Here is a 24,163-nt window from a genome sequence, read left to right as displayed (position 1 = left end):
CCCGTACCGGCCTGGGCGGTGCGTCCGAAAATGCGATGCGGGTCCGTTGCGCGCGATGCGAGGCTGCGCGGATGGACCGTCAACTGATCTCCCGTATCGCCCACACCGACCACCCGATCGCAGCGCCGGTGGACGACGACGCCGTACGGATCCTGCTGGAGCGGGGTCTCGCGCGCGCGGACGCGCGCGTGCTCGATCTGGGGTGCGGCGGCGGTGAGTGGCTGCTGAGGGTGCTGCGGGCGTATCCGGAGGCGCGGGCCGAGGGCGTCGACCTGTCGGAGCCCGCCCTGGAGCACGCCCGGAAGGCGGCGGCCGGTCTCGGCGTCGCCGACCGGCTGACGCTGCACCACGCGGACGCCTCCGAGTTCCGTGCCCCGCACAGATTCGACCTGGTCCTCAGTGTCGGCGCGGCGCACGCCTTCGGCGGGCTGCTGCCGACGCTGGCGGCGGCGCGTCCCCATCTCGCGCCCGGCGGGCACGTCCTGGTCGGCGACGGCATCTGGGAGGCCGAGCCGACGCCAGAGGCGATCGGGATGCTGGGCGACTTCGCCGATCTCGCGTCCACCATGGAGCGGGTCGTCGCCGACGGCTGGACTCCGGTGCACGGGCATGTGAGTTCACGGCGCGAGCTGGACGCGTACGAGTGGGCGTGGACCGGGTCCCTGTCGGCGTGGGCCCTGGACCACCCCGAGGATCCCGGCAGCGGGCCGGCCCTGGAGGCGGCGGCGACGCACCGCGACGAATGGCTGCGGGTCTACCGCGGCACCTTCGGCTTCCTCTCCCTGGTGCTGCGGGACACGAGCACGGAAACTGGCAGGCCCTAAGGCTCGATGAGTCCCGCCCGGATGGCGTACCGGGTCAGTTCCAGGCGGTCCTTCAGGCCCAGCTTCTGCAAGAGGTTGGCCCGGTGGCGTTCGACCGTCTTCACGCTGATCACGAGGATGTCGGCGATCTCCTTCGAGGTGTGTCCCTCGGCGACGAGTTTGAGGATCTCCTCCTCGCGGTCGGTGATCGCCCGCGCGGGCAGCCGTTCGCCCTGGCGGACCCGGTCGAGATAGCTGCGGACGAGGGCCGTGACCGCGCCGGGGTGGATGAACGGCTCGTCCCGCATGGCGGCCCGGCACGCCTCCACCAGGTCACGGTCGGCGACGGACTTCATCACATAGCCGCTCGCTCCCACCTTCAGCGCCTCGAAGAAGTACTGCTCGTTGTCGTACATCGTCAGGAACAGGATCCGTAGATCCGGGAAGCGGCGGGTGAGTTCACGGGCTGCCTGGAGGCCGGTCATTCGGGGCATGCCGATGTCGAGGATCGCGAGGTCGACCTCGACGGTGCGGGCCTTCGCGACCGCCTCGGCACCGTCGCCGGCCTCGGCGACCACCGCGAGGTCCGGTTCGCCGTCGAGGATGAGCCGCACCCCCCGGCGTACCAGGGCGTGGTCGTCGGCGAGGAGGATCCGGGTCGCCGGACGCCCCCGGTACGGCGGGATCCCCGGCCCCGGCCGCTGCGGCGAGGCTTCGCTCATCGGTCCGCTCCGTCCCGTACCGCCGCCCGCAGCACCACTTCGGTGCCGCCGTGCTCGCCCGGTCCGACCGTGAGGGTCGCGCCGATCAGCAGGGCGCGTTCCCGCATGCCCCGGATCCCGGCGCCCTCCGGCGCGTCCCCGATGCCCTTGCCGTCGTCGTGTACCCGCAGTTCCACGGCGCCCGCGATCTCGTCCAGGGCGAGCGAGACCCGGTCCGCCGCCGCGTGCCGTGCCGTGTTGGTGAGGGCCTCCTGCGCGACCCGGTAGAGGACGAGTTCCGTCTCGTCGTCCAGGGCGGGCAGTTCCCCCGCGAAGTGCGGGCGCACCTGGACGCCGTGCGTGGTGAACTCGGCGGCCAGCGCCCGCAGCGCGCTGACCAGGCCCAGTTCGTCGAGGACGCCGGGCCGCAGCCGGCGGGCGATGCGGCGGATCTCGTCGAGGCTGCCGCGGGTGGCCTCCTGGGCGAGGGCGACCTCCTCGCGCAGGTCCCCGGGCGCCCGGTCGGCGACACGGCGCAGTTGGAGGAGGACCGCGGTGAGGGTCTGTCCGACCTCGTCGTGGAGTTCCTGCGCGATGCGCTGCCGTTCGGCCTCCTGCGCGGACAGGACGCGAGAGGTGCTGCTGGCCCGGTCATGTTCGAGCCGGTCGAGCATGGTGTTGTACGTCGTGATGAGGTCGGCCATCTCGGAGGGTCCGGTGACCTCGGGGCGGCGGCCGGGGCGCAGCAGGTCGGCGGTGGTCATGGCGCGGCTGAGGCGTTGCAGGGGTGCCAGTCCGATCCGCAGCACAAAGGCGCTGACGACGAGCATCGCGGCGAGTCCCACGACGACGGCGAGGGCCTCACCGGGGAGCACGGGCGTCGACACGGTGACGGGTCCCAGCAGCAGTGTCGCGGCGACGACCAGCACGGCGGCGTTCAGCAGGAAGATCCGCCAGAACAGCGACACGCTCCCGATACCCTTCCTTACACTCCCCCGTGACCTGCGGCGCAGACCTCTCCCCGGTCAGTCTGCACCGCCCCGCGCGGTGAGGTCCATCCGTGCTGACACCCATGTCGACGGTGTGGGCGCAGGTGGCAGCATGTCGCCTTTGCGGAACATCCACGATGAGAACGACGAGAACTTCGAGGGGGGACAGGCTGTGCCTGCTCCACGGATGCGTACGACGCCCCTGCCCGGGATCGGCGTGAAATACGACCTGACCACACGCGAACACCGGCACCTGTCGGTGGTCGCGCACCGTGACGGGGCACGGACGGTGAGTGTGTACCGGACCGACGACCCGGACGAGTGCGCGCAGTCGCTGCGGCTCACGGGCGCCGAGAGCGCGTCCCTGATCGACGCGCTGATGCCGTCGCACCACAGTGCGAACCTGCTGCACACCACCGATCTGGGGCTGGTCGCCGAACGCATCGAACTGTCCGCCACCTCGCACTGGAACGGCCGGGTACTCGGCGAGACCAGGATCCGTACGGACACCGGCGCGTCCATCGTGGCGGTGCTGCGGCGCTCGGGCGCCGTGCCCTCGCCGACCCCCGACTTCCGCCTCGGCGGTGGGGACACGCTCATCGTCATCGGCACCCGTGAGGGTGTCGAGGCCGCCGCTGCGATTCTGGGTCGGGAGTGAGAGCGTGCACTCTGCCGTTCTGTTGATCGAATTCGGTGCCATCATTCTGGCCCTGGGCCTGCTGGGGCGGATAGCCGGCCGGCTCCAGTTCTCACCCATCCCGCTGTATCTGCTGGCCGGGCTGGCGTTCGGCGAGGGCGGGCTGCTGCCGCTCGGCGCGAGCGAGGAGTTCGTGGCGACGGGCGCCGAGATCGGGGTGATCCTGCTCCTGTTGATGCTGGGCCTCGAATACACGGCCACCGATCTCGTCTCCAATCTGAAGACGCACTATCCGGCGGGCGCGGTCGACTTCGCGTTCAACGCGCTGCCGGGCGCGATCGCCGCGCTGCTGCTCGGCTGGGGCCCGGTGGCCGCGGTCGTTCTGGCGGGTGTCACCTGGATCTCGTCCTCGGGCGTGATCGCCAAGGTGCTGAACGACCTGGGCCGGGTGGGTAACCGTGAGACGCCGGTGATCCTGAGCGTCCTGGTCCTGGAAGACCTGGCGATGGCGGTCTATCTGCCCATCGTCACGGCGCTGGTGGCCGGGGTGTCCCTCGCCGCGGGCAGTGTGACCCTCGCCATCGCGCTCGGCGCGGCGGGCCTGGTGCTGTTCGTCGCGGTCCGCTACGGCCGGGTGCTCTCGCGGTTCGTGTCCAGCGACGACCCGGAGAAGCTGCTCCTTGTGGTGCTCGGGCTGACGATCCTGGTGGCGGGTCTGGCCCAGCAGCTCCAGGTGTCGGCGGCCGTCGGCGCGTTCCTCGTCGGTATCGCCCTGTCGGGTGAGGTGGCCGAGGGCGCGCACACACTGCTGAGTCCGCTGCGGGACCTGTTCGCCGCGGTGTTCTTCGTGTTCTTCGGGCTGCACACCGATCCGGCGAGCATTCCGCCGGTCCTGCTGCCCGCGCTCGCGCTGGCCGCGGTCACCGCCCTCACGAAGATCGCTACGGGCTACTGGGCGGCGCGGCGCGCCGGGGTCGGCGGCAAGGGCCGCTGGCGTGCGGGCGGCACGCTGGTGGCGCGCGGCGAGTTCTCCATCGTGATCGCGGGCCTGGCGGTCGCGGCCGGTATCGAGCCGTCGCTCGGCCCGCTGGCCACCGCCTATGTGCTGATCCTGGTGATCCTCGGGCCGCTGACGGCCCGTTACACCGAGCCGATCGCCGCCCGCGTGACGGCCCGCGTCCGGGCGCGCAGGTCGCAGGGCGCGGGCCGCGAGAAGACGGCGGGTACGGAACGGGGTGAAGCGGCCGACCCCGGTGATCCAGCACGGGCCCCCGAGCAGGCCGGGCCCGCCGATCTCGCCGAACCCGCGCCGGTGCGCGACTGACGCGGAGCAACCTGACGGCCGCCCGCACGGGCGGCGTAGGGCCGCGACCCGGACATGGCCGGGTCGCGGCCTTCTCCGTCGGCGTTCGGCGCGCGGACGACACACGCGCGGACGCGCAAGGTGAGCGGCGCGGCGCGTCAAGGTAAGCGGCGCGGCGCGTCAGGCGAGAAAGGTCTTCCAGCCGCCCGGCGGTCGCGTCCCGACCTCCAGGGTGCGCAGTTTGGCGAGGACGGCCTTGTCCTGGGCGTCGAGCCAGTCCACGAACTGCCGGAAGGAGACGAGGCGTACGTCCTTGCGGTCGGCGATCCGCTTCAGCGTCGTCTCGACGGCGTCCATGTAGATCCCGCCGTTCCATTCCTCGAAGTGATTCCCGATGAAGTACGGCGCCCGGTTCGACTCGTAGGCCCGTTCGAAGCCGGCGAGATACGACTCGGTGGCCTGGGTGCGCCAGGCCGGGTAGTTGTGCGAGGGCGCCTTCGTGGAGTTCTGGGACTGGTTGGCGAGGATGTTGTAGTCCATCGACAGGACCTCGAAGCTGTGTCCGGGGAACGGGATGCCCTGCAAGGGGAGGTCCCACAGCCCCTGCCGCTTCTCCGGCCAGCGCTGCACACCGCCGGGCGACGAGGCGTCGTAGCGCCAGCCCAGTTGGCGGGCCGCGGGCAGCAGGTTGTCCTGGCCGAGCAGGCACGGGGTGCGTCCGCCGATGAGTTCGGTGTCGTAGTCGAAGGGCAGCGGCTCCTGGCCGCGCCAGCCGGTGTTGGTCCGCCAGGTCTTGATGAACGACCGTGCCTGTTCGATCTCCTTGCCCCACTGGGCGGGCGTCCAGTACGCGACCGAGCCGCTGCCGCCGCAGAAGTGCCCGTTGAAATGTGTCCCGATCTCGTGGCCGTCGAGCCATGCCTGACGGACGTACTTCAGGGTCTCCCTGACGTGCCCGTCGGTGAGGTAGCCGATGTCGGAGGCGCCGACGGGGTTGTTCGGCGGGCTGTAGAGGCGCTTCTTCGACTCGGGCAGCAGATACAGGCCCGACAGGAAGAAGGTCATATGGGCGTTGTACTGCTCGGCGAGTTGGAGGAAGCGCGGGAAGAGGCCGTTGCCGACCTCACCGGCGCCGTCCCAGGAGAACACCACGAACTGGGGTGGCGTCTGGCCACGTTCGAGCCGGGCGGGCGGGCCGGGTTGTCCGGGCTGCTTCCCGGTGTACGCGGTCGAGCCGTCGCCGATCAGCCGGGGCGGCGCCTTCTGCCCTTCCTTGGCCTGCTGCCGCCTCTCTCCCGCGGAGGAGCCGGCCTCGACGTCGGTCCCGCACCCGGTGAGTCCCGCCGCGGCTCCCAGACCGACTCCCAGCCCCAGTCCGACCGCGCTTCGGCGGCTGATCTCGCTCATCGGCATCCCAACCCGCGCCCGTGAAGGACACGTTGCGTGTTCCCCTGGCAACACTGACAACACGGGCACCATATTTCCGATAAACCCACAAATGCCTCACGCAGGGCGGCGCGGCGGGCAAAAAGGCCGCCAAACGCAGACAAAAGCCTGGTATCGGCATGAAAGGTTTATGAATGCGGTTCCGGATCGGGGCGCGGAGGGAAGGGCGGCCGGGTCACGGCGGGGAGACGCGGCGGTACGCGGATCTGGCACCGATCAGCCGTGAGATCACCGTGCCGATGAGGGCGGCCCCCAGCAGACAGGACATCCGCAGTACGTCGGGCGGTCCGCTCCAGGTCAGCTCACCGATCGGCGGCGCCCCGAATCCGTTGAGGAACAGCCAGCACAGGCCCGCCGTTCCGGGCGCCGCCACGACTCTGGCCCGTGCCCCGAGCCCGGCGGCCAGGGCCGACAGGGCGACCAGATAGAAGACGGGCTCGACCAGATCACCGAGCTGATTGAGCCCCGCCACGAGCACGGCCGAACCGAGAAACGCTCCCGCCCACACCAGCGGCGTCGCCACCGGCTCCGGAACCGCCCTGGCTCCCGCGCTGAGCCACTGCCACTCCACAACCGCCCCTCCTCCCACGTCCCGCCGTGCACGGCGGGGCAAGTAGCTTACGAACACCGGCGGGAGGCAGGCATCAGTTCGGCCACCCGCCGGTATCCGGCCTCCGGCGCATACCGGACAGGTCGGCACCCCACGGACCGCTCCCGGTCCGCGACACCGGATGTGAGGCGATCCATGGCACTCCAGATCAGCGCGACCAACCCCGAGCACCCGGCGCTCCTCCTCGACCTGCCGTGGCACACCCCGCTGGAGGAGTGGCCGGAGGAGTATCTGGTCGCCCTGCCGCGCGGCATCTCCCGGCACGTCGTGCGCTACGCGCGCGCGGGCACCGAGGTCGTGGCGGTGAAGGAACTCGCGGAACGGCCCGCGACCCGCGAGTACGAGTTGCTGCGGACCCTGGACCGGATGGGGATACCCGCCGTCGACCCGCTCGCCGTGGTCACCGGACGCGTCGACGCGTCCGGCGCCCCGCTGGAACCGGTACTGATCACCCGGCACCTCGGCGGCTCACTGCCGTACCGCTCGATGTTCGAGACGACGATGCGGCCCAGCACGATGAACCGGCTGATGGACGCGCTGACCGTGCTTCTGGTGCGGCTGCATCTGGCCGGGTTCGCGTGGGGCGACTGCTCGCTGTCGAACACCCTGTTCCGCCGGGACGCGGGCGCCTTCGCCGCGTATCTCGTGGACGCCGAGACCGGGGAGCTGCACGAGCGGCTCAGCAATGGACAGCGCGACTACGACGTGGACCTGGCCCGGGTGAACATCGCGGGCGAACTCATGGACCTCGAAGCGTCCGGCGCGCTGCACCCGTCCGTCGACCCGATCCTGTTCGGTACGACGATCTGCGAGCGCTACACCGATTTGTGGACGGAACTGACCCGCGAGTCGGTGTACCCGGTCGACCAGCGGCGCGACATGGACCGCCGGATCCGGCGGCTCAACGACCTCGGTTTCGACGTGGCCGAAATGCAGATCCGGCACAACGACCACGGCGATACGGTGACCTTCGTGCCGAAGGTCGTGGACGCGGGCCACCATCAGCGGCAACTGCTGCGGCTCACCGGCCTCGACACCGAGGAGAACCAGGCGAGGCGGCTCCTGAACGACCTGGAGCACTGGATGGCGACCCAGGACGACTACGCCCCGGGCGACCCACTGGGCGCCCGCACCGAGGTCCTCGCGCACCGCTGGGTCCGCGAGGTGTTCCGGCCCACCGTCCGGGCGGTACCGGAGGGCATCCGGCGCACCCTGGACCCGGCGCAGCTCTTCCACGAACTCCTTGAGCACCGCTGGTACATGTCGGAGCAGGCGCGGCACGACGTGGGACTCGACGCGGCGACGAAGGACTACGTGGACCGGGCACCCCGCGTGTGAGGGGCCGCCGGTCGGACCGCGCGGGCCTTGAAGAACGTGTAGTGGAAGGTGCCGCCGTCCTCCGCCGACCGGTTGAGGTCCTCGATGCCGCGGTCCCACTCCGCGCGCGTGGTGAGTCCGGCCGCCACCGCCTCGTCGCCGACGGACGCGACCATGGCGATGAACGTGGCCCGGGTGAAGCCCTCCACCAGCTCGGGCCGGGTCCTGTCGGCGTAGACCGTGCGGGGCGACACGACGACGTCCCGGTAACCGGCGGCCGTGAGCAGCGGCTGGAGCCGGCGGCCCACGAGGGCGTCTCCTCCGGCGTCGGCCTGGAGCCGGATCTGATGGGCGACGACGGCACGCGCGCGGGCGCTGTCCGGATGGAAGAACGCGGAGGCGTGGTCCCCCTCGACGACGGTGACGGTTCCACCGGGCCGCAGAACGCGCGTCAGCGCCGCGAGAGCCGCTTCGGGGTCCTGGAGGTGTTCCAGCACGAAGCAGACGAAGACGTGGTCGAACTCGGCGTCGGCGAAAGGCAGGTCGAACAGGTCGGCCCGTATCCAGTCCACCCGGGCCCACGGTGCCTGGGCGGCCACGCGTGCCCGCGCCCGCGCGAGGGAGTTCGCGGACACGTCGACGGCGACCACCTGGGCGCCCGGGCTGCCCGTGACGAGGTGGACGGTCTGCGCACCCACCCCGCAGCCGACCTCCAGGACCCGGCTGCCGGGCGCGAACACCGTGTCGGCGTGCAGCAGTCGGGCCAGCGTGTCCGCCTGGTCCCCAAGGCGGCGGGTCTCGTGACGCGAGTACCCGTGGACATATCCGGTGGTGGTCATGGGACGAGCCTGTACGGACAATGGACCGGTGAACAGGTCCAAAGGCGAGCAGGTCGACAGGTCCGAAGGCGCCGGTACGGACTTTCTGCACCTCGATGTCGCGGACGCTCCCACCGGTGGCATGGCCGGATGGCTGGCCGACCGGCTGCGGGACGCCCTCGCGGACGGCAGGCTGCCGGTCGGGAGCGGATTGCCCGCCGGTCGGGTCCTCGCGGCCGAGCTGGGGGTCTCACGGGGCGTCGTCACGGAGGCGTACCGGCGGCTGACGGACGACGGCCTGGTCGAGGGGCGGGGCAGGAACGGGACGGTGGTCGTCGCCGCGCCCGCGCCGGACAGGGTCACCGTGCCGCATCGGGCGCGGCGACCGCCACCGCCACCGCCGTCCTTCACGGCGGCTCCGGGCGCCGACGTCTTCGACGCGCTCCGGGACGCCCCGGCCCGTATCGACTTCGTCCCCGGTCCGCCGGATCTGGCGGCCTTCCCGCGCGCGGCATGGCTCCGTGCCGAACGGGCCGTGCTGTCCGGCCTGTCGGCCACCGAACTCGGGTACGGCGATCCGCGCGGAACCCCTGCCCTGCGCGCCGCCGTCGCCCATTGGCTGGCCCGTAACCGGGGCATCCGGACGGACCCCGGCGAGGTACTGATCGTCGCGGGTACCGCCCAGGCGCTGACCCTCCTCGCGCGCGTGCTGCACGCCGACGGTGTCCGGCAGATCGCGATCGAGGACCCGGGGTCGCTGGGCGCCCGGCAGCATCTCGCCCAGGGACCGCTGTCGACGCCACCGGTGCCGGTCGACGCCGAGGGCGTCCGGGTGGACGCGCTGCGCGCTCAGGGGGCGCGTGCGGTGTTCCTGACGCCCGCGCACCAGTTCCCCACGGGTGTCGTGCTGAGCGGCGAACGCAGACGGCAACTCGGCACGTGGGCGCGGGAGGGCGGCCTGATCATCGAGGACGACTACGACGCCGAGCACCGCTACGACCGGCCGCCGGTGCCCGCCCTGCGTTCGCTGCTCACCGATCACGTCTGGTACGCGGGCAGCGCGTCCAAACTCCTGGCGCCCGCCCTGCGCGTGGGCTGGGTCCTCGCGCCCGCCCGGTACCGGGACGCCCTGGTCGCCGCCAAGCGTTTCGCCGATCTCGGCAATGCCGCCCTGCCCCAACTCGTCCTGGCGCGGCTCATGGAGTCGGGTGCCCTGGAACGTCATGTCCGAGCGGTGGGCGTGCGCCACCGACGGCGCAGGGACGCGATGGTCGCCGCGATCGGGCGCGAACTGCCCGGGGCCGTGGTGCACGGCGCCGCGGCCGGGCTTCATGTGACGGTCACCTTCGACGGCGCCGGCTCGGGGCGGGGGCGGCTCGTGGACACCGACCTCGCCGCCGCCTGCCTGGCCGACGGCGTCAAGGTGCATCCGCTGTCGTGGTACCGACAGCGCCCCGGTCCGCCCGGACTCGTCCTCGGGTACGCGGCACGCACACCGGACGAGATCGCGGAGGGCGTGTCCGTCATCGCAAGGGTGCTCGCCCCGGGACGGCGACGAAGCGGCGCTGGCTGACCTCGCGGCGGGCGGCTCACGGGGTGAGGTGGGCCTGTACCGCGGGTGCGTAGCGGTCGACGATGTCAGCCTCCGAGGTGGCGCGCAGATGGGGTCCGCGCACGATGCCGTTCATCGCACCGAGTCCGAGCAGGGTGCTCACGGCGAGTTCCGCGCGCAGTCCCGCGTCGGGTCCCTCAAGGCGGTCGGCGAGCCGGTCGGTGACCTGCCTACGGAAGTTGTCGCGCAGGATGTCGCCCCGCTCGCCCTGGAGCGGGGCGAACACGATGCGCAGCAGTGGGTCGCCGCGCTGCTGCGACTGGCTCACCAGGACATGCCGGACCATGTGCCGGCCGAGCGATTCGAGGGGGGCGTCGAGCAGCGCGTCGGCGTCGGCCTCGAAGGACAGCACCCGCTCGAAGAGGGCGTCCTTGTTGCCGAAGTACTTCAGGATCAACGGCGCGCTGACACCGGCGCGTTCGGCGACGGCCTTGAGCGTGATGTCGGCGTAGGCGTGGCGCGCCAGCAGATAGCGGACCGCCCGGAGGATGGCCGCCTTCGTCGCCTCGGCGTCACGGCGCACCGGTCCCGGGGCGGGCGCGGGCGACGCCGGGCCGGGGGTCGAGGTCGTCATGACGTTCATGCTCCTTCCAGAGCCTTCTCCCGCACGGCGCCCCCGCGCGCCCTTCCCGTACCGCCCTGCCTCGGGTCCGCGGGTATGGCGAGCGCCACGGCACATGTGATCAGTGCGACCGTACCCGCGATCGCGAACGCCAGCAGATATCCGTGCAGGGTGGGCACCGGGGAGCCGTCGACCAGGCTCGTGTGCCGGACGAGGACGGCGGCGACGGCGGCGCTGCACACGGCCTGGCCGATGGTGCGCATCAGCACGTTGACACCGCTCGCGGAGGCGGTCTGCCCGGCCGGAACGGCCCGCAGGATCAGGGTGGGCAGCGCCGAGTACGCGAAGGTCGTGCCGATGGACACGATCGCCCCGCCGAGCACGATCACCCACAGGTCGCGGCTGTCGGCGATCCGTACGACATATCCGGCGGCGATCGCCAGGGCGCCGATCGCGAGGGTCACCCGGGCGCCACGCGCCGCCGAGATCCGCGCGGAGACGGGCGAGAGAACCAGCATGATGACGCCGTTGGGCAGCAGGCACAGACCGGTCGCGACGATCGACAGACCGAGTCCGTAACCGGTGGCGAGGGGTGCCTGCACGAGTTGGGCGGTCACCAGCGAGTTGGCGTAGAAGGCGAAACCGGCGAACAGGGCGGCGAGATGCGGCAGCGCCACGGTACGGCGGGCCGCGAGCCGCACGTCGACCAGGGGCCGTTCGGTCCGGAGCTGCCGGCGCCACCACAGGGCCAGGACAAGCACGCAGGCGACGAACAGACCGATGATCCGCGGGCTGCCCCAGCCCCACTGGCCGCCCTGGGACACCGCGAGGAGCAAGGTCACCAGGCCGGCGGCGAGCCCGATGGCGCCGAGCGTGTCGAAGCGCCCCGGTTCCCGTACGGGGGATTCGCGCACCGCCCACCAGGCGAGCGCCAGACCGAGGGCGCCGAGCGCGCTGGTGACCCAGAACATGGCGTGCCAGTTCGCGTACTGCACGATCAGCGCGGTGAGCGGCAGGCCGAGGGCGGCACCGATACCGACCGTGGAACTCATCAGGGCGACCGCCGAACCGGTCCGCTCGGGCGGCAGTTCGTCGCGCAGGATGCTGATGGACAGCGGCACGACCGCCGCCGCCGCGCCCTGGAGGGCCCGCGCCGCGATCAGCAGCCGGATGTCCGAGGTCAGCGCGCACAGCACCGAACCGAACGTCATCAGGGCGAGCGCGACCAGCAGCACCCGGCGCTTGCCGTACATGTCACCCGCGCGTCCGAGTACCGGTGTCAGGACGGCGCCCGTGAGCAGGGTCGCGGTGACCAACCAGGAGACGGCGCCGGCCGAAGCGCCCGTGAGCCGAGGCAGATCGGGCAGCAGCGGTACGACCACGGTCTGCATGACGGCCATGAGGGTGCCGCCGAAGGCGAGGACGGGAACGGTCAGACGGTCCCGCAGGGCGCGCCGTCCGACGGATCCGGTGACTTCGGCGGACACAGAGGCCGCAGGGGGCGCGGGGGAGACAGGGGAGGCAGGGGGCGCGGTGGACACATGGGACGCGGCGGATTCAGCCGATTCGACCGGTTCATCGGATATCGGCGCGGGCGCCATGAGATCCCCCCGTCAAGGGCGCTAGGTGAATTCCCATTCACCATAGCGGGTGAATTTGTATTCACCTACGGCGGACCCTTTACGCCGGGCGTGCGCTGGGGGCGTTGTGGACGTTCGGGGCGGGATCTCACGGGATGTCGCCTTCGGCGTCCACCAGATGTACGGCCGCCTCTTCCGCCGACGCAGCCGCGCCGTCGATTCCGACGTCGTACGCCACCAGGTCCCCCACAGGGTTCTCATGGGCCCCTTCGTCCGGGGCGACGAGACGGCCCGCGCGGCGGTCGCCCACTTCCTCGTCACGCGCTTCGCCGTCCGTGTCCCAGGTGTCCCCGATGCCGTCGCCTTCGGGGACGGTCACGTCCGGGAGTTCTTCGGCGAGACGCTCGTCGAGGGTTTCACCGCGGCCCTGTTCGGACGCGGTGACGCCGACGCTCTCCACACCGCGCGGCCTCTCGGGCGGCGACCAGCCCTCGTCGAGCGGGTCGCCCGTGCCGTCTCCCAGCAGGGTGTCCGCGTCGTCGAGAAGACCCTCGTCGTCCTGCACCTCGGAGCCGTCGGGCTGGTAGACGTCGTCTCCTCGGGCGTTCTCGCTGTCCATGCGCAACCTCCTGGCGGGGCCGGGGCGGGCGGACGGGCCGGGTGCGCCACGCGAGCCTCGCGCGCCCTTCCATCGTCCACCCGCGCCCTTGTTCCGCAAACCCGCCGGCCGCCCGCGAACCCGCGGGGCCCGGTCAGGACACGGCCCGCACGCGGGTCACCACGCGGTCAGGACGGCAGCGGTCCGTTCACCAGGGCGTCGATCCGCTCCAGCTCGGCCGGCTCGAACTCCAGGTTCCGCACGGCGGCGACACTGTCCTGGAGTTGTTCGGTGCTGCTCGCGCCGATGACGGCCGAGGTGACGTTGCGCAGCACCCAGGCGAGCGCCAGCTGCGCCAGCGTCTGGCCCCGGTCCTTCGCCAGCACGTCCAGCGCGCGCAGCCTGCGGACGAGGTCGTCGGTGACCTCGTCCGCGGTGAGGAACGGGCTGCCCCCGGCCGCGCGTGAACCGGCCGGAATGCCCTTGAGGTAGCGGCCCGTGAGCAGGCCCTGCTCCAGCGGCGAGTAGGCGATCGAGCCCACCTGGAGGTCGGCGAGCGTGTCGAGGAGGCCGTCCTCGATCTTCCGGTCGAGAAGCGAGTACCGGGGCTGGTGGATGAGCAGCGGGGTGCCCAACTCGCCGAGGATACGGGCCGCTTCGCGGGTCTGCTCGGGCGAGTAGTTGGAGACGCCCACATACAGCGCCTTGCCCTGCTGGACCGCCGAGTGCAGCGCGCCCATGGTCTCTTCCAGGGGCGTCTCGGGGTCGAAGCGGTGCGAGTAGAAGATGTCGACGTAATCGAGCCCGAGGCGGCCGAGGCTCTGGTCGAGCGAGGACAGCAGATACTTCCGCGAGCCCCATTCGCCGTACGGGCCCGGCCACATGAGGTAGCCGGCCTTGGTCGACACGATCAACTCGTCACGGTACGGCCGCAGGTCCGCGCGCAGGGCGTCGCCGAAGGCCGACTCGGCGGCGCCGGGCGGCGGCCCGTAGTTGTTGGCGAGGTCGACATGCGTGATCCCCAGGTCGAACGCGCGCCGCAGGATCGCCCGCTGTGCCTCGGCGGGCCGGTCCGGGCCGAAGTTGTGCCACATGCCCAGGGAGAGGGCGGGCAGCTGGAGACCGCTGCGGCCGGTGCGCCGGTAGGGCATGTCTGCGTAGCGGTCGGGCTGGGCGATGTACACGGTGTGCTCCGGGAATTCGGGGTGGCTCGGACGGTCCCGTGGGACGCGAGGGGTGGGACGCGACGGGTGACGTGAAGGGTGGACGTGAAGGGTGATCGTCGGGACCAGTCTTCCCTTCGGGCCGTGAGTGGTCCAACAGGAGAATCGGATCCCATTCAGCACTCCGGCTTCTGAGTCCGCGCGGGCCGTGACTACGCTGCGCACATGGAACTGCGCCATCTCCAGCACTTCGTGGCCGTCGCCGAGGACCAGCACTTCACCCGCGCCGCCGAGCGGCTGATGGTGTCCCAGTCGGGTCTGTCGGCGTCGATCCGCGCGCTCGAACGGGAGCTGCGCGCGCCGCTGTTCGTCCGCACCACGCGACAGGTGACACTCACTGAGGCCGGGCGCGCCCTGCTGGGCGAGGCCGAACGGGTGCTCGCGGGGGTACGGGCCGCGGAGGCGGCCGTGGCCGCGGTGCAGGGGGTAGTGCGGGGCAGGCTCGCCCTGGGGACCGAGCAGTGCATCGCGGGGGTGCCCGTGGCGAAGCTCCTCGCCGCGTTCCGGGCCCGCCATCCGGAGGTGGAGATCCGGCTGCGGCAGGCGGGGTCCGGGCTGCTGGTCGAGGAGGTCGCGGCAGGGCGTCTCGACCTCGCGTTCGCCGTCGCGGCGGGTGGCACGGTGGGGCCGGTGCGGATGGTGCCGCTGACCGAGGAACCGATGGCGGTGCTGTGCCATCCCGCGCACCGACTGGGGCACCCGGGGCGTTCCGTGCCGGGGCGTTCCGTACCGCAGGTGCCGGGTGCGTCGGTCGCGCCGGACGGGTCCCACGTACCGGACACCTCGGTCGCCCTGGACACTCCGCTCGCCCGGGTCGTCGCTCCGGGTGACCTCGCCGACGAGGCGTTCGTCGACTTCCACGAGGACTGGGGCCCGCGCAGGACCACGGACGCGGCGTTCGACGCGGCGGGGGTGCGACGGACGGTGACACTGGAGGTCAACGACGTGCACAGCCTCCTGGAGCTGGTCCGTGAAGGGCTCGGCATCGCGGTGGTCCCGCGCCATTTCACCCGTAAACCCGAGGCCGCGGGGCTGGTCGCGCACCCCTTGGACGACCCGGCGGGGGCCCGGTACCGAACGGTGGCGGTGCTGCCGCACGAGGACGCGACGAGCCCCGCCGCCCGCGCGATGATGGCGCTCCTGCCGACCGCGGCGGCCCTCTGCGCGTAAGGGCCGCCGCCCGCTCTCGCCACCCGCCGAATAGGGACCGCGACCCCGTTCCGACCGGACATTCGAGGCATATCCTGGAGGCAGGACGGCTCGACGTCAGGGGGCCCTCATGGTCCAGGAGCTGATCACAACGGGCATCGCGCTCGTATCCGTGGCGGGTGTCTATGCCGCGAGCGCCGCACGCGTGGTCAAGCAGTTCGAGCGGGGCGTGGTCTTCCGCCTCGGGCAGCTGCATGGCGGCGGGGTACGCGGCCCCGGCTTCACGATGGTGGTTCCGATCGTGGACCGGCTGCACAAGGTCAACATGCAGATCGTGACGATGCCCGTGCCCGCGCAGGAGGGCATCACCCGGGACAACGTGACGGTACGGGTCGACGCCGTCGTGTACTTCAAGGTGGTCGACGCGACGAACGCCCTCGTCGAGGTCGAGGACTACCGTTTCGCGGTCTCGCAGATGGCGCAGACCTCCTTGCGGTCGATCATCGGCAAGAGCGACCTCGACGATCTGCTGTCCAACCGGGAAAAGCTCAACCAGGGGCTGGAGTTGATGATCGACAGCCCGGCCATCGGCTGGGGTGTCCAGATCGACCGCGTCGAGATCAAGGACGTGTCCCTGCCCGAGACCATGAAGCGGTCGATGGCCCGGCAGGCCGAGGCCGACCGTGAGCGCCGGGCCCGGGTCATCAACGCCGACGCCGAACTCCAGGCGTCCAAGAAACTCGCCGAGGCCGCCGCCCAGATGTCCGAACAGCCCGCGGCACTCCAACTCCGGCTCCTCCAGACCGTCGTCGCGGTCGCCGCCGAGAAGAACTCGACACTGGTGCTGCCCTTCCCGGTCGAACTGCTCCGCTTCCTTGAGCGGGCGGCACCGACGCCCCTGCCCGCGTCGGACGCGCAGCCCGACCAGCGCCCGGCGTCCGACCGGCAGGCCCCGTCGGTCCCGTCGATCCCGGCGGCTCCCCCGATCGCGCCCGATCCCGCCGGCCCGCCCGATCCGGCCGACGCCTCCGGTCCGCTCAGCGCCTCCGATCTGCGTAAAGCCTTCGATCTCCTCAGCGCTTCCGATCCGACCGACCCGACCGAAAATCCACGTGACCCGTCCGAGCCGCCGGGCACGACGGAGCCGCCCGGCACGAAGGGCACCTGAGCCGACCCGCTGGCTCCTGACCTCCTGACTGACTGCTGAGTAGTGACTACTGACTACTGACTCACCAGGCGACGACGAGGGTCTGCGGCCCCCGGATGAACCCCTTGCTCTGGAACCGTGTGTCGGCCACCGGTCCCGCGAGCCGCAGGTCGGGGAAGCGCGCGAGGAGGCTGCCGACCATCACCTCGGACTCCATCCGGGCCAGCATCGCCCCCATGCAGTGGTGGGGTCCGTGGCCGAACGACAGATGGGCGACGCCCTGTCGGCCGAAGTCGACGCTGTCCGGGTCCTCGAAGACCTCGGGATCGCGGTTGGCGGCGAGGTAGGAGGCGTAGACGGCCTCACCCGCGCGGATCACCACACCGCCGACCTCGACGTCCTCGGTGGCGATACGGGGCAGTCCGACGCCGTTGCGGTGCGGGATGTGCCGGATGAGTTCGTCCACGGCCTGCGGCAGCGTGTCGGGGTGGGCGCGCAGGCGGGCCATGAGGTCGGGCCGCGTCAGCAGCATGTAGACCATGTTGGCGCTGTTGTAGCGCACCGCGTGGGCGCCGCTGACGAGGATCGCGGTGGCCAGGGACACCGCCTCGTCCTCGCTGATGTCACCGGCGTCGATCGCCTCGGCGAGCACCCCGCCGAGATCGTCCGACTCCGCTCCGCGGCGGCTGCGCAGCAGCGTCACGATGAACTCGCGGACGTGCGCCTTGGCCGCGTTCCCCGCCTCGGGCGTGGTCATGGAGAGGATGATGTCGCCCCAGCCGAGCAGCCCGTCCCGCTCGGCGCGCGGAACTCCGAGCAGATCGCAGACCACGGCGAGCGGCATCGGCGCGTGCAGATACTCCATCAGGTCCGCCGGTGAGCCCTGCCGTTCCATCGTGTCGAGGAAGCTGTCGCAGGTCTCCTGCGCCAGGGGCCGCAGCCGCTTCATCTGCTGTCCCGTGAACGCCTTCTGCACGATCTTGCGGAGGTGGGTGTGGTACGGCGGATCGGCGTAGTTGAGCCCGACCGTCGAGGCGACGCGGTGCCCGGACATGCCGGTCACGGTCCGCTCGACCAGCTCGGTGCGGCTGAACCGGGGGTCGGAGGTGACGTCCTTGACGTCCTGGTAGCGGGTGACGAGCCATGCCTCGTGCTGATCGGCGTACGGCAGCCTGATCCGGGCGATCCGCTCGCCGTGCAGTACCTCGTACAGCAGCGGGTCGAACTCCAGGGCTGGCAGGTCGTCCAGCGGCCAGACGTGGACGGCGGGCCGTGCGTCGGCGGGAGGGCCGCTGTCGGGCGGGGTGCTGCTGTGCGGAGGGCTGCTGGGCGGAGTCATACCGGCCTGGGGGCCGCTGGGCTGGGGGCCGCCGGACTCGCTGGTCCTGGGTCGGGATGTCATCGGTTCTCGTCTCCCGGGGGCTGGTGCCGCGGCCTCGGGTGGGCCGGCGCGGGCGTACGGGGGTCGAGGCCATGTCTGCCCGGTGGGCCGCACCGGCGACGCGCGACGGCGACGGGGTCGCCTGAACGGAGCAGACGCGCCGCACGGGCCGAGCCCGGTCGGGTCCGTTTCGCGCCGGCCCTGTCGCGTGACAGCCCAGTCTCGCGCCGAACGCGTTACGCGCCCCTGGTCAGCGGTCGAGCGCTCCCTCGCCGCGGCCCGCGCACAGGGCGAGCGCCCGTTCCATGTACGCCACCTCGTCGTCGCACGGCGCGGGATGTCCGGTCAGACCCAGGTCACGGGCGGCGAACTGGGCGAAGACGCGACCGTGGCGTGCCAGCCGGGCGTGCTCGGCGGGAGTGGGCCGGTCGAGGGCGCTCTGCGGCGCGTCGAGGGCGACGATGACGGGTCCGTGCACGGCGCCCGCGCCCGGCCGCTCGGCGACGAGGCGGATCTTCCACCAGTCACTGTCCGTGACGGATCCGGTGTGGTGCCGCTGCACGCACAGGCCGCGTATCTGGCTCCAGGGCACATGGCGGCTCTTCCACGGCCGGACGACGGTGACGCCGGAGTCGTCGACGCGGACGACGAAACGGCCCCGCAGCCCGAAGTGGAGCAGGATGCCGACGGCCACGGGGGTCAGACAGAACAGCAGCGGTTCATCGAGGAGTCCGAGCGGCAGCGCGAGCGCGGGGGCCATCAGCACCCCGACGACGAGCAGGACACAGCCCCACTCCAGCGCGATGCGTGACTCCAACACCGGTACGACGACTGGTTGTTGCGGCTGTTGCGGCTGTTGCGGCTGGCCCGACGGTCGCATGGACGCACCCCCCGGCCGATCATCTCAGAGGGGGCGCCGCCGCGTCATGCCCGCATTCGGGCGGCATTGGGTGAGATCGGGCGGCCATCGGACGGCATCGGGGGGCGGCCACTCCCAGCTAGGCGCGGGCCGGGTCCGGGTGGGATTCGCGCGGCGGCCGGCGCGCTACGCGAACAGTGCGGACAGGCCGCGCTCGACGGCCGGGCCGAGATCCTCCTGGCCGGCGGGCACGAGGGCGTACGTGCGCACCAGGAAGCGGCGCAGGGCGGCCTCGTCGAACTGCACCAGGGCCATGCCGTCGGGGGCGTGCACCTCCAGGACGGTCCGGGCCCGCCCGCACGGCCAGATGTGCACATCGCCGCAGCCCGTCGGGATACGCAGACCCGTCTCCAGGAGTTCACGGCCGAACGTCCAGACGACCTCGGTACCGTCCCGGGACACCTCAACGGGGAACACCACATGCACGGCCAGCGGATCATCGGCGTCATAGCGCAGCGTCACCATGAGGTCACGCTCCTGCCGTTCGGGCGTGATCAGGCGGGCTCTGGTCGGCTGGTGCAAGGACACGGACATCACTTCTTGCTTCCGTTTCTGGTTCACTTCCTACGTCCGTACGACCCCCGCGGGTTCCTTGTATTACGCGAAGTCTGCCATCAATTATTGTGACCTGCGTCACAGCGATTGTCGCGTGCGCCGACCGGCCGACATGGCTCACGCACCCCCCACCGGAAGCCGCAGGCATATGCCAGAAGCACCACCGCATCGTGTGTTGCCAAATCCCTTACAGCACGTGCCGGGCTGTGCGACAGTCGTAACCGGTCCTCCCCCCGCTCGTGGTCGTACCGTTCCTCCCCCGGAGTAGGTCATGCCGTCCCATGTCTCTGCGGACCCCTCAGCGGACCAGCCGTCCCCGCGCGGCACGGTCGACTCGCTGATCACGCAGACCCGCCGACTGCGCGGAGATGTCGACGCGGTGCGCCGCGAGACGTCCCCGCAGGACGGTGAACAGGGCCGCTGGCAGCGCGCGTTGTGCGACCTGGCGATGCATCAGCTCAACGACCTGGACGAGCACCTCGCCCAACTCCGCGACGGCCCACCGCCCGTGCGGCCCGCGCTGCCCGGCCTCCCGGCGCCGCGCGCCGCCGTTCCCGAGCCCGCACGCGGCTCCCTCCTCAGCCGGGTCGGCAGCGCCGAGTGGAACCTCCTGACGGACGAGGCCACGTGGTCCGGTGAGCTGTTCGAGATCCTCGGCCGGGACCCCACCGCTCCCCCGCTCACCCTGGACGAACTGCCGTCCCTCGTCCACGCCGACGACCAGCGCATGCTCACCACGATGGTCACGGACTGCCTCATCGACGGAAAGCCGATCGACGGCGAGTTCCGCGTCGCGCGCGCCGACAGCGGTCTGCGGACCGTGCACATGATGGGCGAACCGGTACTCGACGCCGACGGCAGCACCGCCTCGATGTGGGCCGTACTGCGGGACGTCAGCGAACTGCGCCGCAGCCGGCACGCGGTGAGCGAGACCCATGACTCGCTCCGGCGTCAGCAGCACATCGCGCAGACCGAGCACCGGCTCGCGGTGGAACTCCAGGAGGCCGTGCTGCCGCCCTGGCGCGGACCCCTCCGCTTCCCGCACGGCGGCCCCGGCACACTCGACCTCGCGGCCCGCTATCTGCCCTCGTCGACGAGTGCCCTGATCGGCGGCGACTGGTACGACGCCCTGGAACTCCCCGACGGCGAGATCCTGTTGAGCGTCGGTGACCTCACCGGGCACGGAGTGACCGTCACCTCGGGCATGGCGATGCTGCTCGGCGCGCTGCGCGGCATGGCGGTCGCCGGGGCCAGGCCCGATGAACTCATGGGCTGGCTCAACCAGTTGCTCGACGCGTCGGTCCAGCCGTCCCTGGGCAGCGCCGTCTGCTGTCGCTACCGTCCCGAGACCCGCACCCTCGTCTGGGCACAGGCAGGACACCCCGCCCCGCTGCTCTTCCGCAACGGAACGGGGTGCGCCCTGCCACCGCCGCCCGGCGTACTCCTCGGAGCCACCACCGGCGCCGTCTACGCGCAGGCCGAAGAGACCCTGGAACCCGGCGATCTCCTGCTGCTCCACACCGACGGACTGGTCCCCCGGCGCGCCGGCATCGCCGCACAGCTCCGGCTCCTCGCCCTGGCACCCCGGTTCGCCGAGGCCGACACCGTCCAGGAATGCGTGGACACGGTGGTCGAGGAGTTCGGCGAGACCGAGCGGGAGGACGACGCCTGCGTCCTGATCGCACGGGTCACCGACTGAGCGGCACCCGAACGAACCGTCAACCGACGGAAAAAACCCGCCGCCGTTACGCCTGTGCCCGGCCTCCCCTGGATTTGCCCACGATCTTCGGCAGCGCGAACTCGATCTCCTCGCGCAGGTTCTCGATCTTCGGGTAGTCCGCGAACTGGCCGGTCAGCCGGTACATCTCGCGCAGCCGGTCCCAGGTGCGGTGCGAGGAGTTGTCCCCCATCGACACCAGGGCCAGACGCGCGTACCGATCGGCCTGTTCGGGATCGTCCGCGATGAAACAGGCCGAGGCCAGCGAGATGTAGTCGAAGATCTGTGACCGCTGCCGGCCACCCGCCCGCAGTTCCAGGGCCTCCTTCGCATGGTGCTGCGCGGTGTTCGCCGCCGCCGGTTCGTGCTCGGCGAGCGTGCGGTAGGCCAGGGCCTGCATCCCGTGCAGATCCGCCTCGTCGAACATCTGCATCCAACTCGGCGGCGGCACATCGCCCTTGTCGGACACGAAGAGGTCCTCCGCGTGCCCGAGGGTGCGGCGCATGGCCTGGCCGCGGCCCATCGACGCCTGCGCCCACGCCTCGATGGTGTAGAGCATCGCCCGGGTGCGCGGCAGCGTCTCCTCGCCGGAGCCGGACGTGGCGAGTTTCATCAGGTCGAGTGCGTCGTCAGGACGGCCCAGATGCACCATCTGGCGGGCGGCCCGGGACAGGGCCTCCCCGGCGCGCGGCCGGTCGCCGCCCTCGCGGGCCGCGTGCGCGGCGATGACGAAGTACTTCTGGGCCGTGGGTTCGAGGCCGACGTCGTGGGACATCCAGCCCGCGAGGACGGCGAGATTGGCGGCGACGCCCCACAGGCGCCGCTGGAGATGGTCGGGGTGCCGGTAGGCGAGCATGCCGCCCACTTCATTGAGCTGGCCCACCACCGCCTTGCGTTGCAGTCCGCCGCCGCGGGCCGCGTCCCAGGCCCGGAACACCTCGACCGAGCGCTCCAGTTCCTCGATCTCCTGCGACCCGATGGGGGCGGCCTCGTAGCGGTCGAACCCGGCGGGGTCGGCGTGCAGGGGATCCCCGGTACGGGGAGCGTCGGCCATGAGGGCCGGATCGGTGTGCAGCCAGTCGTGCATGGCGCTGCTGAGTGCGGAGCCGGCGGCAAGCGCCGCACCCGCGCCCACCAAGCCGCGTCGGTTGAGCATGAGGTCCATTCCCGTGAATTCGGTGAGGACCGCAGCAGTCCGCTCGGGCGCCCACGGCACGCCGTCGGGATGCTCCACGCTCCCGCCGCCGCGCCGCTTTCCCGGACGCCCGTGCCGGACCAGACCGAGATCCTCGATGGTCACGACACGGCCGAGTCGCTCGGTGAACAGCGCCGCCAGCACCCGCGGTACCGGGTCGCGCGGGATCTCTCCCGTGTCGACCCAACGCCGCACCCGCGAGGTGTCCGTCGCCAGCTGGGGGTGGCCCATGGCCGTCGCCTGCCGGTTGACCATTCTCGCGAGTTCGCCCTTCGACCATCCGGTCAGACCGAACAGGTCGGAAAGGCGGGTGTTGGGTTGTCCGCTCACGTCAAGCCCCCAGGTTCTCGGCTGGTTCGACACTAGACCCGTGAACAGGGGCGGCAGTTGCTGCGCGACTATTCGCCAGGGTTCGCCAGGGTGCGCCAGATGGTGGGCCAGTCGGCATCGGGTGTCAGGTAGGAAAGCGCCACCCCGACCCGGCGGCCGTAGGACACTCCCCAGGGTGCGCCGAAGGCGGCCGGGCGGGGAGGCGCACTGCAATCTGCCGGCACACGAAGGGATCTGTTTCGCCCATGTACGCAGCATCGTCCTCCGTGTCCGCTCCTCCCCGGCCCCAGCACACCACCGTTCCGCGCACCCCGGCCAGGACGCGCGAGGTGGCCCCGCCCCCCGGCACCGGCCCCTATCTCGACCCCGCGCGTTCCGCGCTCGGCACAGGGCGGTCGCGCCGCCTGGCGGGGCCCGGCGCCCAACCGCTCAGCGGGAGAATCGACTTGTCCGGCCCCCAGGGCGCGCAGTTGCGTACGGCGCTCGCGTCGGTGCACCGGATCTGTCCGGAGTTCAACCCGGTACAGGTGCTGCGACGCAGCGGACGCTCCGTGCTGCTCGTCGGAACGACCGGGCGCAGCACCGCCGTCGCGAAGTGTTTACTGGACCACTCGCCTGTGTGGGCGGAGCACAGCAGGCACGAAATAGCCACGTACCGCTCGTTCGTCCGGCACCGCCCGCCGGTGCGGGTGCCGCGGCTGATCGCCGCGGATCCGGACAACTGCACGCTGGTGATCGAGCGGATGCCGGGCCGTGTCGCCGCGTTGCAGCGGCATCCGGTGGAGGCCCCGCCGCGTGCCGACGTCCGTACGGCGCTCGCCGCGATCTGCCGGCTCAACCAGTGGCAGCCGCCCGAGGGCACGTTCGGCAGGCCGCTGGACTATGTGTCCCGGATGTCGCGCTACCACGAGTTGGGGCTGCTCACCGACCGCGACCTCGGCGACCTTCAGAAGCTGCTGCACAGTGTGGCGCAGTCGTCGGGCCGGCAGGGCGTACGGCTCCAGTTCTGTCACGGCGACGCGCTTCTCGCGAACATGCTGCTCTCGCCCGCCGGTCCCGTCCTGGTCGACTGGGAGCACGCGGGCTGGTATCTGCCGGGATACGACCTGGCGACGCTGTGGGCCGTGCTCGGTGACGCCCCGATGGCGCGGCGGCAGATCAGTCAGCTGGCGCAGTCCGCGGGTCCTGCGTCGCGTGACGCGTTCCTGGTGAATCTGATGCTGGTGCTGACACGTGAGATCAGGACCTATGAGACGGCCGTGCAGCGTTCGATGAACGACACGGCCCCGGCGACCCCGGCACCCGCCGGTGCCGCGCCCTCCGGTGAGGAGCAGCGGCTGCTGCTGAGGCGGCTGCACGACGACTGTCAGATGGCTCGCAAGGCGGTCCGCGCGGCGGTCGGCACCCGCTGACGCCGTCCGACGGAACGACGGATCCGTGGTGGGGCGGAAAAAAGGGGGCACCCCGGGGCGGGGGGCCCCCGAAAGCCGGGCCCCCCCAGCGGGGCCGGCAGGGGGAGCGGGGGCCCCCGGCCAAGTGCGCCAATAAACCAGCCGGCCCCCACAGGGCCC

Annotated in this window: 22 protein-coding genes; 9 read left to right on the top strand and 13 right to left on the bottom strand. The window is 71.5% G+C overall.

Features of this window, described 5'->3' with window-relative positions; all coding sequences use genetic code 11:
* Nucleotides 1-71: 71 nt before the first annotated feature.
* Nucleotides 72-824, top strand: coding sequence for an SAM-dependent methyltransferase (locus ACFVT5_RS38500; protein ID WP_389898097.1), 753 nt, complete (start codon nt 72-74; stop codon nt 822-824).
* Here ACFVT5_RS38500 and ACFVT5_RS38495 read toward each other — a convergent pair.
* Together ACFVT5_RS38495 and ACFVT5_RS38490 are read right to left on the bottom strand one after the other, a co-directional pair.
* Nucleotides 821-1,525, bottom strand: coding sequence for a response regulator (locus tag ACFVT5_RS38495; protein WP_389898095.1), 705 nt, complete (start codon nt 1,523-1,525; stop codon nt 821-823). The two genes, ACFVT5_RS38500 and ACFVT5_RS38495, sit on opposite strands and share 4 nt — an antisense overlap.
* Nucleotides 1,522-2,472 carry a HAMP domain-containing sensor histidine kinase gene (locus ACFVT5_RS38490; RefSeq protein ID WP_389898092.1) on the bottom strand — a complete coding sequence of 317 codons (951 nt, stop codon included), beginning with the start codon at nt 2,470-2,472 and terminating at the stop codon, nt 1,522-1,524. The genes ACFVT5_RS38495 and ACFVT5_RS38490 overlap by 4 nt, the downstream gene beginning before the upstream one ends.
* A 193-nt stretch (nt 2,473-2,665) precedes the next feature.
* On the opposite strand from ACFVT5_RS38490, the gene ACFVT5_RS38485 reads away from it, so the two are divergent.
* Nucleotides 2,666-3,151 (top strand): cation:proton antiporter regulatory subunit, encoded by a 486-nt coding sequence (locus ACFVT5_RS38485; protein WP_389898375.1) that lies wholly within the window; start codon nt 2,666-2,668, stop codon nt 3,149-3,151.
* A gap of 4 nt (nt 3,152-3,155) precedes the next feature.
* The gene (locus tag ACFVT5_RS38480; RefSeq protein WP_389898089.1) at nt 3,156-4,454 is read left to right on the top strand and encodes a cation:proton antiporter; all 1,299 of its coding nucleotides are present in this window, start codon (nt 3,156-3,158) and stop codon (nt 4,452-4,454) included.
* A gap of 159 nt (nt 4,455-4,613) precedes the next feature.
* Here ACFVT5_RS38480 and ACFVT5_RS38475 read toward each other — a convergent pair whose 3' ends face one another.
* Together ACFVT5_RS38475 and ACFVT5_RS38470 are read right to left on the bottom strand one after the other, a co-directional pair.
* Nucleotides 4,614-5,840: a hypothetical protein gene (locus ACFVT5_RS38475; protein WP_389898087.1), complete on the bottom strand. Its 1,227-nt coding sequence runs from the start codon at nt 5,838-5,840 to the stop codon at nt 4,614-4,616.
* 214 nt (nt 5,841-6,054) lie between these two features.
* On the bottom strand, nt 6,055-6,450 hold the full coding sequence (locus ACFVT5_RS38470; protein ID WP_389898084.1) for a hypothetical protein: 396 nt from the start codon (nt 6,448-6,450) through the stop codon (nt 6,055-6,057).
* Nucleotides 6,451-6,624: 174 nt separating this feature from the next.
* On the opposite strand from ACFVT5_RS38470, the gene ACFVT5_RS38465 reads away from it, so the two are divergent.
* The gene (locus tag ACFVT5_RS38465) at nt 6,625-7,827 is read left to right on the top strand and encodes a DUF4032 domain-containing protein (protein WP_389898081.1); all 1,203 of its coding nucleotides are present in this window, start codon (nt 6,625-6,627) and stop codon (nt 7,825-7,827) included.
* Here ACFVT5_RS38465 and ACFVT5_RS38460 read toward each other — a convergent pair.
* Nucleotides 7,800-8,645 carry a methyltransferase domain-containing protein gene (locus ACFVT5_RS38460; RefSeq protein ID WP_389898078.1) on the bottom strand — a complete coding sequence of 282 codons (846 nt, stop codon included), beginning with the start codon at nt 8,643-8,645 and terminating at the stop codon, nt 7,800-7,802. The two genes, ACFVT5_RS38465 and ACFVT5_RS38460, sit on opposite strands and share 28 nt — an antisense overlap.
* 28 nt (nt 8,646-8,673) lie before the next feature.
* Here ACFVT5_RS38460 and ACFVT5_RS38455 point away from each other — a divergent pair, with 28 nt between their 5' ends.
* The gene (locus ACFVT5_RS38455) at nt 8,674-10,197 is read left to right on the top strand and encodes a PLP-dependent aminotransferase family protein (RefSeq protein ID WP_389898075.1); all 1,524 of its coding nucleotides are present in this window, start codon (nt 8,674-8,676) and stop codon (nt 10,195-10,197) included.
* 16 nt (nt 10,198-10,213) lie between these two features.
* Here the strand turns inward: ACFVT5_RS38455 and ACFVT5_RS38450 are convergent, their stop codons facing one another.
* The 4 genes from ACFVT5_RS38450 to ACFVT5_RS38435 all read right to left on the bottom strand — a co-directional run bounded on the left by ACFVT5_RS38450 (nt 10,214) and on the right by ACFVT5_RS38435 (nt 14,160).
* On the bottom strand, nt 10,214-10,810 hold the full coding sequence (locus ACFVT5_RS38450; RefSeq protein WP_389898072.1) for a TetR family transcriptional regulator: 597 nt from the start codon (nt 10,808-10,810) through the stop codon (nt 10,214-10,216).
* A 5-nt stretch (nt 10,811-10,815) separates the two neighbouring features.
* Nucleotides 10,816-12,285 carry an MFS transporter gene (locus ACFVT5_RS38445; protein WP_389898069.1) on the bottom strand — a complete coding sequence of 490 codons (1,470 nt, stop codon included), beginning with the start codon at nt 12,283-12,285 and terminating at the stop codon, nt 10,816-10,818.
* A 241-nt stretch (nt 12,286-12,526) separates the two neighbouring features.
* Nucleotides 12,527-12,997: a DUF5709 domain-containing protein gene (locus ACFVT5_RS38440; RefSeq protein WP_389898066.1), complete on the bottom strand. Its 471-nt coding sequence runs from the start codon at nt 12,995-12,997 to the stop codon at nt 12,527-12,529.
* 167 nt (nt 12,998-13,164) lie between these two features.
* Nucleotides 13,165-14,160, bottom strand: a complete 996-nt coding sequence (locus ACFVT5_RS38435; RefSeq protein ID WP_389898063.1) for an aldo/keto reductase — start codon at nt 14,158-14,160, stop codon at nt 13,165-13,167.
* Between the two features lie 204 nt (nt 14,161-14,364).
* On the opposite strand from ACFVT5_RS38435, the gene ACFVT5_RS38430 reads away from it, so the two are divergent.
* Together ACFVT5_RS38430 and ACFVT5_RS38425 are read left to right on the top strand one after the other, a co-directional pair.
* Nucleotides 14,365-15,369 (top strand): LysR family transcriptional regulator, encoded by a 1,005-nt coding sequence (locus tag ACFVT5_RS38430; RefSeq protein WP_389898060.1) that lies wholly within the window; start codon nt 14,365-14,367, stop codon nt 15,367-15,369.
* A 109-nt stretch (nt 15,370-15,478) separates the two neighbouring features.
* The gene (locus ACFVT5_RS38425) at nt 15,479-16,516 is read left to right on the top strand and encodes a slipin family protein (RefSeq protein ID WP_389898057.1); all 1,038 of its coding nucleotides are present in this window, start codon (nt 15,479-15,481) and stop codon (nt 16,514-16,516) included.
* A gap of 61 nt (nt 16,517-16,577) precedes the next feature.
* On the opposite strand, the gene ACFVT5_RS38420 is transcribed toward ACFVT5_RS38425, so the two are convergent.
* From ACFVT5_RS38420 to ACFVT5_RS38410, 3 genes are all read right to left on the bottom strand, one after another.
* Nucleotides 16,578-17,834, bottom strand: a complete 1,257-nt coding sequence (locus ACFVT5_RS38420) for a cytochrome P450 (RefSeq protein WP_389898373.1) — start codon at nt 17,832-17,834, stop codon at nt 16,578-16,580.
* Between the two features lie 292 nt (nt 17,835-18,126).
* Nucleotides 18,127-18,756: a PH domain-containing protein gene (locus ACFVT5_RS38415; RefSeq protein WP_389898055.1), complete on the bottom strand. Its 630-nt coding sequence runs from the start codon at nt 18,754-18,756 to the stop codon at nt 18,127-18,129.
* A 165-nt stretch (nt 18,757-18,921) separates the two neighbouring features.
* Nucleotides 18,922-19,329 carry an SsgA family sporulation/cell division regulator gene (locus tag ACFVT5_RS38410; protein WP_389898052.1) on the bottom strand — a complete coding sequence of 136 codons (408 nt, stop codon included), beginning with the start codon at nt 19,327-19,329 and terminating at the stop codon, nt 18,922-18,924.
* A 292-nt stretch (nt 19,330-19,621) separates the two neighbouring features.
* Here ACFVT5_RS38410 and ACFVT5_RS38405 point away from each other — a divergent pair, with 292 nt between their 5' ends.
* Nucleotides 19,622-21,049, top strand: a complete 1,428-nt coding sequence (locus ACFVT5_RS38405) for a PP2C family protein-serine/threonine phosphatase (protein WP_389898049.1) — start codon at nt 19,622-19,624, stop codon at nt 21,047-21,049.
* Nucleotides 21,050-21,095: 46 nt separating this feature from the next.
* Here the strand turns inward: ACFVT5_RS38405 and ACFVT5_RS38400 are convergent, their stop codons facing one another.
* Nucleotides 21,096-22,592 carry a hypothetical protein gene (locus tag ACFVT5_RS38400; RefSeq protein WP_389898047.1) on the bottom strand — a complete coding sequence of 499 codons (1,497 nt, stop codon included), beginning with the start codon at nt 22,590-22,592 and terminating at the stop codon, nt 21,096-21,098.
* 245 nt (nt 22,593-22,837) lie between these two features.
* Between ACFVT5_RS38400 and ACFVT5_RS38395 the strand changes: the two genes are divergently transcribed.
* Nucleotides 22,838-24,004 (top strand): aminoglycoside phosphotransferase family protein, encoded by a 1,167-nt coding sequence (locus ACFVT5_RS38395; RefSeq protein WP_389898044.1) that lies wholly within the window; start codon nt 22,838-22,840, stop codon nt 24,002-24,004.
* Nucleotides 24,005-24,163: the final 159 nt, after the last annotated feature.

Source organism: Streptomyces sp. NPDC058001 (assembly GCF_042886315.1).
GTDB lineage: Bacteria > Actinomycetota > Actinomycetes > Streptomycetales > Streptomycetaceae > Streptomyces.
The sequence above is the reverse complement of the archived record's forward strand: the minus strand, read 5'-3'. Positions and strand labels throughout refer to the sequence as shown.

What these genes read in the sequence shown, in the direction of transcription:
- ACFVT5_RS38500 (WP_389898097.1), top strand. Translation starts at nt 72, where the DNA reads ATGGACCGTCAACTGATCTCCCGTATCGCCCACACCGACCACCCGATC.
- ACFVT5_RS38495 (WP_389898095.1), bottom strand. Translation starts at nt 1,525, where the DNA reads ATGAGCGAAGCCTCGCCGCAGCGGCCGGGGCCGGGGATCCCGCCGTAC.
- ACFVT5_RS38475 (WP_389898087.1), bottom strand. Translation starts at nt 5,840, where the DNA reads ATGAGCGAGATCAGCCGCCGAAGCGCGGTCGGACTGGGGCTGGGAGTC.
- ACFVT5_RS38465 (WP_389898081.1), top strand. Translation starts at nt 6,625, where the DNA reads ATGGCACTCCAGATCAGCGCGACCAACCCCGAGCACCCGGCGCTCCTC.
- ACFVT5_RS38460 (WP_389898078.1), bottom strand. Translation starts at nt 8,645, where the DNA reads ATGACCACCACCGGATATGTCCACGGGTACTCGCGTCACGAGACCCGC.
- ACFVT5_RS38450 (WP_389898072.1), bottom strand. Translation starts at nt 10,810, where the DNA reads ATGACGACCTCGACCCCCGGCCCGGCGTCGCCCGCGCCCGCCCCGGGA.
- ACFVT5_RS38440 (WP_389898066.1), bottom strand. Translation starts at nt 12,997, where the DNA reads ATGGACAGCGAGAACGCCCGAGGAGACGACGTCTACCAGCCCGACGGC.
- ACFVT5_RS38430 (WP_389898060.1), top strand. Translation starts at nt 14,365, where the DNA reads ATGGAACTGCGCCATCTCCAGCACTTCGTGGCCGTCGCCGAGGACCAG.
- ACFVT5_RS38425 (WP_389898057.1), top strand. Translation starts at nt 15,479, where the DNA reads ATGGTCCAGGAGCTGATCACAACGGGCATCGCGCTCGTATCCGTGGCG.
- ACFVT5_RS38420 (WP_389898373.1), bottom strand. Translation starts at nt 17,834, where the DNA reads ATGACTCCGCCCAGCAGCCCTCCGCACAGCAGCACCCCGCCCGACAGC.
- ACFVT5_RS38415 (WP_389898055.1), bottom strand. Translation starts at nt 18,756, where the DNA reads ATGCGACCGTCGGGCCAGCCGCAACAGCCGCAACAGCCGCAACAACCA.
- ACFVT5_RS38410 (WP_389898052.1), bottom strand. Translation starts at nt 19,329, where the DNA reads ATGTCCGTGTCCTTGCACCAGCCGACCAGAGCCCGCCTGATCACGCCC.
- ACFVT5_RS38405 (WP_389898049.1), top strand. Translation starts at nt 19,622, where the DNA reads ATGCCGTCCCATGTCTCTGCGGACCCCTCAGCGGACCAGCCGTCCCCG.
- ACFVT5_RS38395 (WP_389898044.1), top strand. Translation starts at nt 22,838, where the DNA reads ATGTACGCAGCATCGTCCTCCGTGTCCGCTCCTCCCCGGCCCCAGCAC.